14 protein-coding genes and 1 pseudogene are annotated in these 14,028 nt (G+C 64.7%); 11 read left to right on the top strand and 4 right to left on the bottom strand.

Annotation, left to right across the window (positions count from 1 at the left end):
* Nucleotides 1-161: 161 nt before the first annotated feature.
* The 3 genes from ESO89_RS03400 (at nucleotide 162) to ESO89_RS03390 (ending at nucleotide 3,390) form a co-directional block, all read left to right on the top strand.
* Nucleotides 162-1,193, top strand: coding sequence for a Bug family tripartite tricarboxylate transporter substrate binding protein (locus tag ESO89_RS03400; RefSeq protein WP_241686095.1), 1,032 nt, complete (start codon nucleotides 162-164; stop codon nucleotides 1,191-1,193).
* A gap of 94 nt (nucleotides 1,194-1,287) precedes the next feature.
* Complete coding sequence (locus ESO89_RS03395) at nucleotides 1,288-1,899, top strand: tripartite tricarboxylate transporter TctB family protein (protein ID WP_128904274.1); 612 nt, start codon at nucleotides 1,288-1,290, stop codon at nucleotides 1,897-1,899.
* Nucleotides 1,900-3,390 (top strand): tripartite tricarboxylate transporter permease, encoded by a 1,491-nt coding sequence (locus tag ESO89_RS03390; protein WP_128904273.1) that lies wholly within the window; start codon nucleotides 1,900-1,902, stop codon nucleotides 3,388-3,390.
* 192 nt (nucleotides 3,391-3,582) lie between these two features.
* Here the strand turns inward: ESO89_RS03390 and ESO89_RS03385 are convergent, their stop codons facing one another.
* Nucleotides 3,583-5,088, bottom strand: a complete 1,506-nt coding sequence (locus ESO89_RS03385; protein WP_128904272.1) for an SLC13 family permease — start codon at nucleotides 5,086-5,088, stop codon at nucleotides 3,583-3,585.
* A 126-nt stretch (nucleotides 5,089-5,214) separates the two neighbouring features.
* On the opposite strand from ESO89_RS03385, the gene ESO89_RS03380 reads away from it, so the two are divergent.
* The 5 genes and pseudogenes from ESO89_RS03380 to ESO89_RS03360 all read left to right on the top strand — a co-directional run bounded on the left by ESO89_RS03380 (nucleotide 5,215) and on the right by ESO89_RS03360 (nucleotide 9,076).
* Entirely contained in the window at nucleotides 5,215-5,655 is a 441-nt protein-coding gene (locus ESO89_RS03380; protein WP_128904271.1) for a universal stress protein, read from the top strand.
* Nucleotides 5,652-6,662, top strand: coding sequence for an NAD(P)-dependent oxidoreductase (locus tag ESO89_RS03375; protein WP_128904270.1), 1,011 nt, complete (start codon nucleotides 5,652-5,654; stop codon nucleotides 6,660-6,662). Before ESO89_RS03380 ends, ESO89_RS03375 begins: the two co-directional genes overlap by 4 nt.
* 211 nt (nucleotides 6,663-6,873) lie before the next feature.
* Nucleotides 6,874-8,304: an FAD-dependent tricarballylate dehydrogenase TcuA gene (gene tcuA, locus ESO89_RS03370; RefSeq protein WP_128904269.1), complete on the top strand. Its 1,431-nt coding sequence runs from the start codon at nucleotides 6,874-6,876 to the stop codon at nucleotides 8,302-8,304.
* A gap of 4 nt (nucleotides 8,305-8,308) precedes the next feature.
* Nucleotides 8,309-8,539, top strand: a pseudogene (locus ESO89_RS03365) (isocitrate/isopropylmalate family dehydrogenase); the annotation flags it as partial.
* A gap of 147 nt (nucleotides 8,540-8,686) precedes the next feature.
* Nucleotides 8,687-9,076 (top strand): cupin domain-containing protein, encoded by a 390-nt coding sequence (locus ESO89_RS03360; RefSeq protein ID WP_128904268.1) that lies wholly within the window; start codon nucleotides 8,687-8,689, stop codon nucleotides 9,074-9,076.
* A 182-nt stretch (nucleotides 9,077-9,258) separates the two neighbouring features.
* On the opposite strand, the gene ESO89_RS03355 is transcribed toward ESO89_RS03360, so the two are convergent.
* Entirely contained in the window at nucleotides 9,259-10,056 is a 798-nt protein-coding gene (locus ESO89_RS03355; protein ID WP_128904267.1) for an SDR family oxidoreductase, read from the bottom strand.
* A 135-nt stretch (nucleotides 10,057-10,191) separates the two neighbouring features.
* Nucleotides 10,192-10,686 (bottom strand): redoxin domain-containing protein, encoded by a 495-nt coding sequence (locus tag ESO89_RS03350; RefSeq protein ID WP_128904266.1) that lies wholly within the window; start codon nucleotides 10,684-10,686, stop codon nucleotides 10,192-10,194.
* Nucleotides 10,687-11,334: 648 nt separating this feature from the next.
* On the opposite strand from ESO89_RS03350, the gene ESO89_RS03345 reads away from it, so the two are divergent.
* From ESO89_RS03345 to ESO89_RS03335, 3 genes are all read left to right on the top strand, one after another.
* Nucleotides 11,335-12,249 carry a serine/threonine-protein kinase RIO2 gene (locus tag ESO89_RS03345; RefSeq protein ID WP_128904265.1) on the top strand — a complete coding sequence of 305 codons (915 nt, stop codon included), beginning with the start codon at nucleotides 11,335-11,337 and terminating at the stop codon, nucleotides 12,247-12,249.
* A gap of 139 nt (nucleotides 12,250-12,388) precedes the next feature.
* On the top strand, nucleotides 12,389-12,829 hold the full coding sequence (locus ESO89_RS03340) for a metal-dependent transcriptional regulator (RefSeq protein WP_128904264.1): 441 nt from the start codon (nucleotides 12,389-12,391) through the stop codon (nucleotides 12,827-12,829).
* A 221-nt stretch (nucleotides 12,830-13,050) separates the two neighbouring features.
* Nucleotides 13,051-13,365 (top strand): amphi-Trp domain-containing protein, encoded by a 315-nt coding sequence (locus ESO89_RS03335; RefSeq protein WP_128904263.1) that lies wholly within the window; start codon nucleotides 13,051-13,053, stop codon nucleotides 13,363-13,365.
* A gap of 18 nt (nucleotides 13,366-13,383) precedes the next feature.
* Here the strand turns inward: ESO89_RS03335 and dpsA are convergent, their stop codons facing one another.
* On the bottom strand, nucleotides 13,384-13,929 hold the full coding sequence (dpsA, locus tag ESO89_RS03330) for a DNA starvation/stationary phase protection protein DpsA (protein WP_128904262.1): 546 nt from the start codon (nucleotides 13,927-13,929) through the stop codon (nucleotides 13,384-13,386).
* Nucleotides 13,930-14,028: the final 99 nt, after the last annotated feature.

Raw genomic sequence — 14,028 nt, 5'->3', positions numbered from 1 at the left:
CGCTATTTCTTTATAGCACAACTTTCACTGCCGGATGAACGCGAATAACTTGAGATACAGAACTTATTAGCTCTCCACAGTAAATTTGTTAATAAACTCAATTTAGTAACAGAGTCTTGTACCAAAAGGTTCAAATAGGTATCTTCCATTTGCTGCGATGTATGGGAGACAATAACGATCGATCGTCTGCTACCCGTCGGGACTACATCAAGTACGCCGGTGCCGCATCGGCTGCGGCAATGACCGGCCTCGCGGGCTGTTCGGACGGTGGCGACGGCGAGTACCCCAACGAAGACATCACGTACATCATCCCCTTCTCGGAGGGCGGCGGAACCGACACGTACGCCCGTCAGTTCATCAGCCACATGGGTGACGAGCTCGGCGTCAACATCGCGATCGAGAACGTCCCCGGCGCGGCGTCGCTTCGGGGTACCGGACAGCTGTACAACTCCGACGCCGACGGCTACACCATCGGCGGCTTCAACCCGCCGTCGACGCCGGTCTCGGCCATGGTCAACCCGCCGGAGTTCGACATGACCAAACTCGAGGGAGTCGGGACGTACGCCCGGACGCCGTTCGTCGTCGTCGCCAACCCCAGCTACGGGATCGAGGACTTTGACGACCTGCTGTCCCGCTACGCCGACGGCGAGCTCGAGATCTTCTCGGGCAAGGAACGCGGGGGCGTCGACCACGTGCTCGCCTTACTGATGCAGGGGAACGACAGCTACGACTTCCAGTGGGACCGGTACGTCGGCTACGACGGAACCGGTCCGGCGGTTCAGGCGACGATCTCCGACGAGGTACCCGCGGCGATCGCTACCGACACCGGCGCCGCCGGCGCGGTCGAGGACGACCGTCTCGACGTGATCGCGTGTCTATCGAGTCAGGGATCCGAGGTGTTCCCCGACATTCCGAGCACCACCGATCTCGGATACGAAAACATCGACTTCCTCGGGCAACTCGTTCGCGGTATCTTCGCTCCGGAAGGGACCTCCGAGGATCAAATCCAGGTGCTGACGGAGGCCCTCGAAGCCGCCCTCCAGACGGACGAAGTCCAGAACTGGTCCGAGGAGACCGGTAACGTCGTCGAGTACGGCGGTCCCGAGAGCGCGTCCAACGCGGTCACCGACGCGTTCGAACAGATCCCCGAACAGGTCGACCTCGAATCGGTCCGCGAGGCCGCGGACGAGTAGGCGCACCGCTTTCCCGCCCCGGGTTTATCATCCGCCGCACCACCAGTCGAGACCATGTGTATTAATATCAGTCAACCTCCAGCATCACACAGGCATGTCACGTAACTCGCTGTATCGACGGCTGTCCGAACGGTTCGATCAGGAGCGATTTCTCCTGATCGTGTTCATCCTCGGATCTGGTATCGCACTCGCCGAGACCTTCCGCTTCGACATCAGCTCAGCCGCACGCTTCCCGCGACTGACGGGATCGGTCGTGTTCGTCGGTGCGCTTCTGCTGTTCTTCTCGAAGTACCTTCCGGGGCCGATCCGAGCCGCCGTGGAGGAGTCGAGCAGCGTCTTCGAGGCCGACGAGGAGTTCGAGAAGCGTCAACAGAAGACCACGGACCAGCAACAGGAGGGACGGGGCACGACCGAACCCGACGCGGCCGAGACGGACCGAAACGAGCTGTCCACCGTCGGGCGCCCGATCCACGACTCCGTCTTTACCGGTCTCATCGCGACCGGATACGCCGCGCTCGGCTTCGCGATCGGCATCCTCTGGGCGACCCCGATCTTCGTCGTCGTGTACGGCTACTGGTTTAAACTGCCCCGGTACCTCACGGCGGTGCTCGCCGTCATCGGATTCGCGATCGCGTACGGATTCATGTCGGTGCTCGGCGTCCCGCTCGATCGCGGTCAACTGCTCGTCACGAGCGGGGTGTTCTGAATGACGGCGCTCGCTGCCTTCACGGAGGCGCTCTCGATCGTCTTCAGCTGGCCGACGCCGATCTGGATCGTCATCGGGCTAACGCTCGGCATGATCGGCGGAGCGCTTCCCGGGATCGGGTCCTCTCTCGGGATGGCGATCGTCTTGCCCTTGACGCTTCCGTTGGGTCCGATCAACGCAATCATCCTTCTCGTCAGCATGTACAGCGGGGCGATGTACGGCGGCAGTATCTCCGCCATCCTCGTGAACGTCCCCGGGACCGGCGGAGCGGCCGCGACGACGTTCGACGGGTATCCGATGGCGAAACAGGGGCGAGCCGTCGACGCGCTCTCGATGTCGGCGACCGCGTCCGCGACCGCCGGGTTCCTCTCGGTGCTCACGCTGCTGCTCATCTCGCCGATTCTGATCGAGGTCGTGCTGCTGTTCGGTTCGCCCGAGTACTTCCTGATGGCGATCCTCGGGCTCTCGATGATCACCATCGTCGCCGACGGGTCCATGGTCAAAGGGCTCGTCGCCGGCGCGGCCGGCCTGCTGATCACGACGGTCGGTATCGCCCCGAACTCACCGGAACTCCGGTACACCTTCGGGAGCCTCGGGCTCTACGACGGGATCGACTTCATCGCGGCGCTCATCGGGATGTTCGCGGTCGCCGAGATGTTGAAGCTCGCCGGCCAAGAGGGCGGGATCGCCGACGCCGAGATCGATCTGTCCGGAAACACGTTCTCGGGCGTTCGGGAGACGCTTTCGCACCCGTGGCAGATCATCAAATCCGGCTACGTCGGCATGTTTATCGGTGCGATTCCGGGCGCCGGCGCCACCGTCTCAAACTTCCTCGCGTACGGCGAGGCGATGCGGAGCTCCGACGACCCCGGTCGGTTCGGCAACGGGGAGCCCCTCGGCGTCATCTCCAGTGAGGCGTCGAACAACGGCACCATCGGCGGATCGCTGATCCCGACCATCTCGTTCGGGATCCCCGGCAGCGGCTCGACCGCCGTGCTGCTCGGCGGACTGCTGATGCACGGACTGCGCCCCGGCCCGCAGCTGTTCGAGGCCGACCTTCACATCACCTACGCGTTCCTGATCGCGCTGCTGTTCGGTAACATCTTCATCGTCCTGATCGGCGTGCTCGTCGTGACGCGCCTGGCGAAACTCACCCAGGTCGACACCCACGTCATCATCCCGCTGATCCTCGTGTTGTCGATGGTCGGCGGCTACACGCTCCGATCCAACTGGGTCGACGTGATCACCGTTCTCGTCCTCGGATTCCTCGGGTACATCATGGTTCGGAAGAACTACTCGATCATCGCGTTCGTGCTCGGGGTCGTCTTGGGACCGATCGCCGAGGAGAACCTCATGCGATCGCTTCAGATCTCCGGCGGCTCCTACGACATCTTCGTCACCAAGCCGCTGTCGCTGCTCATCACGGCGGGGATTCTCGTGATCCTCCTCGGACCGTACGTCAAACCCGCGCTCGAACGGCGGCTCGGATAGCCCCGTTCCGGGCGCGGGTCCGGTTCGTCATCCCTTCTGATCGGCCGTCGCGACCGTACCGTCCGCCGGTGGCTCCCTTCTCGACCGCTTGCGACGGAGCGCGCCGCCGCCGCTTCCGACGGTCCGCCCGCGCCGTCCGGACGGGATACCCGGTGCGTCGACTTCGTCCTCGGCACCACGCCGGAGAGCCCGTCACACGACGAGCGGCCAGTAAACGAGCCACGACAGCGCGATCACGACGACCCCGTGGACCATCGTCACGAGGCCGAAGACGAGCACCTCTCGGAGCCCCAGCGGTCCCTTGTCGTACGAGAGCAGCACCGAGGTGGTGTTGAACGGGAAGAACGTCGTCGAGCCGACGGCGATCAGCACGGACAACGCGAGGTAGAGGCGGTTGAGTTCGAGGACGTTCGCGAACTCCATGATGATCGGCAGGGCAACTACGATCGCGGCCGATGCGGTCGAGAACCACGAGCGGATGACGACGGCGAGCGCGAGGAGCGTCCCGATCACCAGCCACGGCGCCATCGCCGCGAACGGGACGACCTCGATGAGCGTCTCGACGACGTAATCGAGCGTCCCCGTCGTCTCCATCGCGTCGAGGATGGAGAACATCGCTCCGATGAGAAAGAGAATGCCCCAACTGACATCGGCGATCAGGTCGCGATCGACGATGCCCACGCCCGGAACCGAGAGCACTGCGACCGCCGCGGCCGCCGGAACGATCGTCGGGACGCCGACGAAGGAGCCGGCGATCCACGCCACCACCGCGCCGAGCATGACGACGCTGACGATTCGCTGATCTCGCGTCAGCGTGACCCCGCCGTCGCTCGAATCGCCGATCCCGTCCGCGTCGAACGCGTCACCCGTCTCGTCTTCCGGCTGCCCCCCGTTCGACGAGGCGTCGCCGTCCCGCTCGCCCGATTCGAGCGTCAGGTCGTCGTCGACGCCGTACACGACGAGGACGCTGACCGTCGACAGCCAGAACAGGAGGATCATCGGGGGGATCATGTACACGGCCCACTGGACCCACGTGATCGTCCGAACTGATTCGTTGATCAGCTGTGACGTGATGATCGCCATCCCCCCGCCCGTCATCAGCATCATCGACCCGATCGGGTTAATGTGGCCGAGAACGATGAAGCAGGCCCTGCGAAACGTCCCGTCGTCCGAAAGCCCGTACGCGTCCGTCATCCGGTTGACGACGGGAATGAACGTCACCGTCCGGGCGACCGCCGACGGCATCAGGAGCGACAGTCCGAACAGATGCGTCGCAAGCGATCGAACGGTCGTTCGCGGCGTGCTCCGCGTCGAGAGCATCCGCCCCGCGACGATCCGCCCCAGACCGACCTCGGAGATCGCCCCGCCGAGGAGCAACAGAAGCAACAGAAAGAACACGAGCGTCGAGGCGAATCCGCTGACCGCGTCCTCGAACGTCGGGACGAGTTCGAGAGCGAACAGCAGGACCGACGCGGCCGTGCTCGAAACGACGTACGGGACGGCTTCCGTCAGCCACAACACGAGCGCGAAGAGAAAGACCGCGAGCACGAGCTGCATCTCGCGCTCGAGGCCGCCGAGCGGCGGCGCGAAAATCCCACCCACCAGCACGGCGATCGATATCCAGATCCCCGCGACGCCGAAGCTCGGGAGCGATATGCGATTGACGGAAGCGCGCAATCCGCCCTGGGAGGGTGGCATGTTGCCCTACCAACGCGGGTACACCTCAAAAACACCACGGACCCAGCAAGCGCGACGGTCGCGATCCACTGAAATCGCGATCCACTGAAAGTTATAAGGGTGCTCGCCACGGAGAAGATGGCAACCATGACTATCGTCGCTGGGGTCGAACGGATCGATCGGGAGAGCAACGCCGTGATCGAGGGGCGAAACCACGCCGAAGCGTTCGGGGAGGACCTCCACGTCGTCCATGTGTTGAGTCAGTCCGCGTTCCGCGACCTCGAACAGGACAGCCTCAGCGACACGGGGAAGACCGTCCCCGTCGACGACGTTCGGGCGTACGCCAAAGAGACGGCCGAAAGCGTCGCGAGTCGAACGACCGACGACTACGAGGCCGTCGGCCTCGTCGGCGACGCCGGCGAAGAGATCGTTCGGTACGCGAACGAACAGGACGCGAGCTACATCTGCGTCGGCAGTCGCCGCCGCTCTGCGGTCGGCAAAGCGCTGTTCGGCAGTGTCACCCAGGACGTGCTGTTGAACGCGGAGTGTCCCGTCGTCACCCACGTACGACCGGATCGAGAGGAATGACGGGCGGAGCGCCGCGCGCGCTCGTCGATCAAGACGTGAAGCCGCGCGACGCGCTCGAACGCGAAGTCGGCGACGCCCTCGCGCTCGAAATCGGCGTCGAGCCGACCGAAGAGGCGCTTATCGAGGCGCTCGACGGCGTCGAGATCCTCTTTACCACGTCCCGGCTTCCGGTCACTCGACGGGTGCTCGAACGGGCCGACTCGCTGCGGCTCGTCGCGAAGATCGGGACGGGGATCGACACGATCGACCTCGACGCCGCCGCGGACACCGGCGTGGCCGTCGTGTACACTCCGGGAATGAACGCGCTCTCGGTCGCCGAGCACGCCCTGACGCTGCTTCTGGCGGTCAAGCGGAACGTCTTGACGGGCCAACGCGCGCTGGAGGCGGGGAAGTGGCGCGACGAGGTACCGAACGCGCAGGCGGTCGCGGGCACGTCGGTCGGGATCGTCGGCTTCGGCAACGTCGGATCGCGGCTCGCGGGCCTGCTCGACGGCTTCAACGTCGACGTGTACGCCTACGATCCGTACGTCCATGACATCGACACGCAGATCACGGGCGCGACGCTGACCGATTTCGAGACCGTGCTCTCGGAACCCGAAGCCGTGGTCGTCACCGCCGAGCACACGTCCGAGACGCGGGGGATGATCTCCGAGCGCGCCCTCGCGACGATGGACGACGACGCCGTGCTCGTGAACACGGCCCGCGGGCCCATCGTCGACACCGAGGCGCTCGTCGACGCGCTCAGGGCCGGCACGCTCGGGGGCGCCGGCCTCGACGTGTTCGAAACCGAGCCGCTCCCGTCCGATTCGCCGCTTCACGACTTCGAGAACGTCGTGACGACGCCCCATATCGCGGCGTCGTCGGTTCGAGCGCGCTCGGCGATCATCGAGACGCTCGTGGAGTGCGTGTTCACGTTCCTCGACGGGGAGGCCCTTCCGGAGCGGTTCGTCGCGGTCGATCCGGCGGCGGGAACGCGCGTCGCCCCCGCCGACTCCGGCGGGAGCTAGTCACACGGCGGACGCCTCCGTCGATCCCGCCGTTTTCGGCTCGCGGGATCCGTTGCCGTTCGGTCGCCAATTCCTCGATCTATCCGTCGCCGAACTTCCCGTCACCCGATGAATCGTGGGCTCGCCGCAGCTCTCGGTATATATCGCTTCACATGTTCGGGAGAACTGTTTCGGCAGTCCGCCCTCCAGTCGCAGGTGGTTATCGAGATATATGTCCAACGAACAGTACGATGCGGTCGTCGTCGGCTGCGGGCTCGCCGGGCTCGCCGCAGGGATCCGTCTCGCGGAACGCGACTGCTCCGTGGTCGTTCTCGAGAAATCCCCGAAAGCGCACCGAGGCGGTCACACTCGCTTCACCGAATCGTTCCGGATCCCCACGGCGGACATCGACCTCGACGTCGAGTTCAACGTCGAAGACTACACCGCCGCGGACTTCTACTCGGACCTGATGAAGACGACGAACTACCGGGCCGACAACGAGTTGGCTCGCACGGTCACCGAGGGGGCCGCGGACACCTTCGAGTGGCTCACCGAGATGGGACTCGACTGGGAGTATCAGGCACCCCATCCCGGGTACACCGCGGGCCGCGTCTGGCTCGACGGCGAAACGATGATCGACGACTTGGTCGAGCACTACGAGTCGCTCGGCGGGGAGGTGCGGTACGACGCCACGGTACGGGACGTGCTCAGGGCCGACGACGGCTCCGCTTCCGGTGTGTCCGGATTCGTCGACGGGCGCCGCGTTCGGTTCGAGGCGGACGCCATCGTCCTCGCCGCCGGCGATTACGGCTCCAGCAAGGAGAAGCGGACGCGGTACTTCGGGCCGGGGTACGGGAACATGAAGGTCCGCGGGAGCCGATACAACACCGGCGAGGTTATCGATTCCGCGATGGACGCCGGCGCGAAGTCCGACGGCGAGTGGGGCGACGCCCACATGGCGATCATCGACGCGGGATCGCCCGACGTCGAGGGCGGGATCACCCGGATCGACGGGTACCAGTACGGGCTCATCCTGAACCACGACGGCGAGCGGTTCGTCGACGAGGGCGAGGACTCGCGAGCGCACACGTACGCGAAGTTCGGTCGGCGGATCTTCGAACAGCCGTACCACGAGGCGTTCATCGTCGTCGACTCGAAGGTGGTCGACGACGTGGCGCACATGGGGCCCTCCCGGGCGATCACCGCGGACTCGATCGAGGCGCTGGTGCGGCGGCTCGACATCGAGAACCCCGAACGGGCGGTCGAGACCGTCGACGCGTACAACGAGGCCTGCGCCGCCGACGCCGCGGCGGCGTACGACCCGGACGCGCTGGACGGGAACGCGGCGACCGATGTCGATCCGCCCAAGTCGAACTGGGCGCTTCCCCTCGACGAGCCGCCGTTCACCGGCTATCCCGTCACCGGCGGCATGACGTTCGCCTTCGGCGGCGTCGCGATCACGCCGGACGGCGAGGTGCTGGACACTACCGACACCGTCATCCCCGGCCTGTTCGCGGCCGGCAACGTCACGGGCGGGCTGTTCTACGACAACTACCCCGGCGGCTCCGGTCTGACGAACGCGGCGGTCTACGGTCGCATATCCGCCGACACCGCGGCCGAGTACGTCTCGGAGACGGCTCCTAGACGATCGATCGACGACTGACCGGGGCGACGGGAGGTGTCTCGCAGAGCCGGTCCACGGCTCCGCGCCCAAGTACGCGGGCGAAGACAAGGTAAACCCCACGGCGATGATCCTCTCCGGTCGCGAGATGCTCGACTACCTCGGCTGGTCAGACGCCGCGGACCTCGTGCGCGACGCGGTCGAAGAGACGATCACGTCCGGGAAGGTCACCTACGACCTCCACCGACAGATCGAGGGCGGCGAGAAGCTCGCGTAAGCGATCGGTTCGTTCCCCTTCGGGAGACCGCGGATACCCATTCTTCGCGGACCGTCAGCCGTCGGCGGCGACGATCGCCGTCTGCGACGGGGATGTGAGGCCCGTTTGACCCTCCGCTTTTAACTTCTCTTCCCCGCTCGGTAGGGTATGGTACGCAAGTACGACCCGGAAAGCATCCCGTCGGTGTACAACCTCTCTGACGCCCCCGTCGCGAAGGAGGGGCCCGGGTTCGAACAGGTCGTCTTCCGAGGCGTCGACCAGATGGTCGGCATGACGACGATCGGACCGGACAGGGAGGACAAGCCGCAGCACACCCATCCGTGGGAACAGACGACGATCGTCATCGAAGGGGAAGTCGACTTCCTCGTCGACGGTGAGCGGGTCTCGCTCGGCGTACACGACGCGGTGGAGATCCCGCCGGATGTCCCGCACGCGTCTCGCGCCGTCGCGTCGGAGCCGGCGCGCTTGCTCGCCTTCTGGCCCCTGCGGGAGGACCGACTCGACGCGACCGATTACCAGGCGGAGTTCGATATCTAACCCCAGCGACCGGCCGAGCGAGGGTCGCGAGGTGACCCGGGAACTCGACCGCGTGCTCGCCGTCAACTTCAGAAGAGGTTCCAGACGACGCAAGCGGTCGTCCCGGACACGATCGATCGGGACGGCGGGTCGATCGTGAACCTGATCGGGGCGATGGTGTATCTCGGTGAACACGGCCACGCTCACAGTAGACGCGAACTCCACCCGCCGTCGACGGGCAACACCGACCCGGTGACGTACGACGCGGCCGGGGAGGAGACGAACGCAACCGCCTTCCCGAACTCCTCGGTCGTTCCCATCTCCGGCAGCGGGAGTTCCGCGACCCGGAGATCGCGCACTTCCGCCTCCGTCAGCCCCTCGCGTTCCGCCCGCGCCGAGATCTTCGACTCGATCCGGTCGGAGAGCACTCCTCGGGGGGCGACGCAGTTCGATCGGACCCCGTTTTCTCCTTCCTCGTTGGCGATCGTCTTCGAGAGCCCGTAGATGCCCGGTCGGAACACGTTTCCGAGGGTTCCGTGTGGAGTCGGCTCCGCCGCAGAGGCGGCGACGAGGTGCGTGATCGCGCCGCCGCCGTCGCGGAGCCCGGGCAAGGCGGCCTTGCACTGAACGACCGTGCTCCGGAGCACGTCGTTGTACCCGGCGTCGAACGCCTCCAACGAGGTGTCCTCGAAGGAGGCGTTGTTCGGACCGCCGTGGTTGGTCACCAACACGTCCAGTCCGCCGAACTCCTCGACGGCGGCCGCGATTCCCGACTCGATCGCGTCGGCGTCCGTGAGATCCATCTCGACGGTGAAGATCGCGTCGTCGTCACAGCCGGTCTCGTCGAGTATCGTCTCGCGGGCCGCGGCGAGGTTGTCCGCGCTCCGAGAGGCGATCGCGACGTTCGCTCCCTCCGCGGCGAACTGCGTCGCCGCACCGAGTCCGAGTCCTTTGCTTGCCGCGGCGACGAACACGGACGCTTCGCTGAGTCCTAACTCCATGGGTTGTTGTCTCTTTGAGGCTAGGTAACATTTCTGTTCGCGGTAGGACGCGAGGCAGGCGCACGACCGACCACTCACGCGTGTCGGTCGGCGTTCCCGCCGTCGACGGTGCCGGTCAAGCCCACCGGTGGGCCGCTACCGGTGCGCCGCGTCCACCCGCTCTCGCACGTCGGCGACGAACGACCCGAACTCGGGGTTTCCGCCCTCGCGAACCCACCGGTACGTGACGATCCCGTCCGAATCGATCACGAACACGCTTCGCTGAGCCGACTCGATAGAGCCGTACATGTCCGGGTAGACGACGTCGTACGCGCGGATGACCTCGTGATCCCAGTCCGAAAGCATCGGCACGTCGAACCCCTCCCGCTGTATCCAGACGTTCTGGGCGAACGGGAGGTCGACGCTAACGCCGTACACCGACGCATCGAGCGCCTCGAAGGAGTCGAGTTCGCTCCCGAAGGTACGCATCTCCTCGGTACACCCCCCGGTGAACGCTCCCGGCACGAACGCGAGCACGATCGGTCCGTCGCCCACTGCCTCCGACAGCGTAAACTCGGAGACATCGTCGTAGCGTCCTCCTCCGGCCAGCGGAACGGTGAAATCGGGTGCGCGGTCGCCTTCGAAGACCATGTCGGATCATGGCACGTACAGCGACCTAATGATACCGGGTCGCCACCGACCACGAGTACTTCTGGCGCTTCTGACGGTGCAAACTCGATCGTCGACTTGACGCACCGGAGAGTACCGGTTCTCCCCGTGTGCTATCCAACGACGGTGTGTGTCCGTCCGCGTTTCTCCGTCGTCGATCGGTGAGCGCCCATTCATATCACAAAAGGTGTTCTTTCCATCAACAATCAAAAATAATGTGCTTGAATGAAGAATCGCAATTCTCGGTCGGTTCGGTGAGAGTCACCGACACGATCGGGGCCAAATGCGCCCGATGAAACGACATTTACCGGTGTCGGAGCAACCGCGACGCTCAGTTGCCTCGGTCTGCCGTTCGATCGGAATTAGCTACCGATCTGACGAATCACAAGCCGTCATTCGAGAGAAAACCGCATTTCGGTCTCGATTTCGAGCTGCGATCCGATTTTGCTCGAGTCCCCAACCCATCAGCTGATGTATCTGTATATCAGATCGACAGTATCGGAAGCGATCGTGACTACTCGCTCCGACGTGGCGCGCCGACCCAAAATCATTTGATATCGCGTGATGCGATTTATCCCGCCGCCCACCCAACGCGCGTCCCTTTTAGGAATCGCCGGAGTAGGGGCGCGTATGGTTCGAAACGTCGCCGGCGACATGGCCGAGCTCGACCCCGAGGACTTCTATCTCCTCTCGGGCGTCGAGCAGGGGATGCGCTTCTCCGAATGGGTCCGCCGGGACAAGATCCCCGACTACGCCGACCTGACGCACGAGGAGGTCGACTACCGGATCGACCGGTGTCTCGACCGCGAGCTGATCGAACGCAAGACGATCCAGTACGAGGGGTACCAGCTCACCTTCGAGGGGTACGACGCCTTAGCCCTCCGCACCTTCGCCGAGCGCGAGACCATCGACGGCGTGGGCTCACCCCTGGGGTTCGGCAAGGAGGGAGACGTGTACGAGGCGCAGTCGTTCAAGCCGCTCGCCTTAAAGTACCACCGCGAGGGGTACACCAACTTCCGCGAGGTGAACCGCGAGCGCGAGTACACCGCCGACCGCGACCACGTCTCGTGGCTGTACACCGCGCGCAAGGCGGCCGAACGCGAGTACGAGGCGATGGAGGCGCTGTACCCCGACGTGTCGGTGCCGCGGCCGGTCGATCACAACCGCCACGCCATCGTGATGGACAAGTTCGACGGCGTCGAACTCGCTCGCGCGAAACTCGATCCCGAACAGGCGATCGGCGTCCTCGATCTCGTCCTCCGGGAACTCGTCACCGCCCACGACCTCGGATGGGTCCACGCGGACATGTCCGAGCACAACGTCGCGGTCGCGGAGAGCGGGATCACGATCTTCGACTGGCCGCAGGCGGTCCCCGTTGATCACGAGAACGCCCGCGAGTTCCTCGAACGCGACGTGGAGAACCTCCTGCGGTTTTTCGGACGAAAGTACCCCCACGAGGTGTCGCGAAACGAGGACATCGACGGGATCGCCGACGCGATCGTCGACGGCTCGTTTACCACGATCCGGACGTTCGGCGAAGAATAAATCACGCTCCGCTATATCGAATCGATTAGCGACCTCGCGCGCCCGTCGGGGTTCCAGTTTTGTTCCCGATCTCCGCGCCCCCGCGGCGCTTCTGTTCCCGATCCGTAACCGATTTATATTTTTAGGGTGGCCTAAAACCATGGCGCACGTCGGCGAACCGGGGTCCACGCGGACGGCCCGGTACCTTCTCGCGCTGTACATCGCGGAACACCGAGCGTCGCCGCCGATCTCGCCCGGACGGATCGCCGAGATGCTCGACCGCTCTCCGGCGGCGACGACGGAGATGCTCCAGCGGCTTGCGGCCGACGGGCTCGTCGCTCGGGAACCGTACGAGGGGGCGACGCTCACCGACGCCGGCCGAGCGCGCGCGGACGAGCTCCACGAGACGTACGTCGCGCTGTCGTGGTTCTTCCGCGACGTGCTCGACCTCGACGCGCACGAGCGCGAGGCGATGGAGATGGCCGGGCTGGTCAGTCCCGCGGTCGCCGAACGGCTCGCCCACCTGCTGTTCGAAGACATCGACGTCGATACCGAGACCCGTCCCGACGACCTCGGCGTCTCACCGACACGCACGGAATGACCGTCGCCGTCGATCGCATCCTTTTTGTTTTAGGTCCACCTAAAGACACGTAATGTCCGCAGGCGCTCGGTCTCGCACCGACTCTCGTCGCGAATCGGAATCCGAACAGATCCCGGCTGTCACCGTCTGTGAGGGATGTCCCGGCCGATCGGTGTTCATGGAATCCGAGAATACGGACGGGTGGATCGCGAGCGACCACGTCGTCGACGTGACTCGGTGAGATGACGGACGAATCAGCTTCGGACGAGGCACCGTCGTCCGCCGCTGACGACGGCCGGACGGTGATCGCGGGTCGGAACTTCGAACAGGAGTACCGACTCGACGCGAGCGAGGCCGGCGAGTTCCTGATCGCGCTCGGCGAACAGCTGCGCGACGGCGACGAGCTTCGGATCGAGGCCGACGAGTGGGAGCTACCGTTCGCGTTCGGCGAGCCCGTGGAGCTCGAGATCGACTTCGAAGGAGTCGGGGAGCCGGAACTCGAGATAGAGCTCGAACTGCCGGGGCGGACCGATCAAACAGCGCCGGACGTTCGGTAAAAAGCAGCCGTTTCTCCGTCAGTTCGTCGCGGACTCGGTCACGAGCGTGTCGTCCTCGAGGTAGTGTTCGATGTGGTGCGCGTGCTCTTCGATGTCCTCCAGCTGCTCGCGGAGCATCTCCGCGGTCGCGTAGTCGCCGAGCCCCTCCGCGAGTTCGATGTGTTGCCGATAGCTCTCGATGATGTCGCCCATCATCTCCAGATCGTTCGCGAGCGACGTGCGGATATCGTAGACGTCCTCGTCTTCCGGCTCGACGGTGGCGTTCTCCGCGAGCGTCGTCATGCTGGCGTGCGGCACGCCGCCGAGCGCCTGCAGCCGTTCGGCGAGCTCGTCGGCGGCCGCCTCGACGTCCTCGTACACCTCTTGGAGGAACACGTGGATGTCCAGGAACTCCGCGCCCTCGACGTTCCAGTGGTGTTTGTGGAGCTGGTGGTAGAGGACGTACGCGTCCGCGAGGTCGACGTTCAGCGCCTCGATGATCTGTTCCGCCTTCTCGGGTTCGAGCCTGAGAGCGTTCTCTTCGACGGTGTCGGCGCGCTGCCGAGTCTCCTTTTGCGTGCTCATAACACTAACTCGTACGCCCTCTACCTACTTATAAGTTATCAATGTAAAAACATTTTTTCGTACGACCTAAAACTCTACCACACCGGTAACAGAGCCCAC

Origin of the sequence: Halorubrum amylolyticum (genome assembly GCF_004114995.1) — an archaeon.
In the GTDB taxonomy this organism is placed as follows: Archaea; Halobacteriota; Halobacteria; order Halobacteriales; family Haloferacaceae; genus Halorubrum; species Halorubrum amylolyticum.
This window is presented reverse-complemented; position numbering and strand designations above follow the sequence as displayed.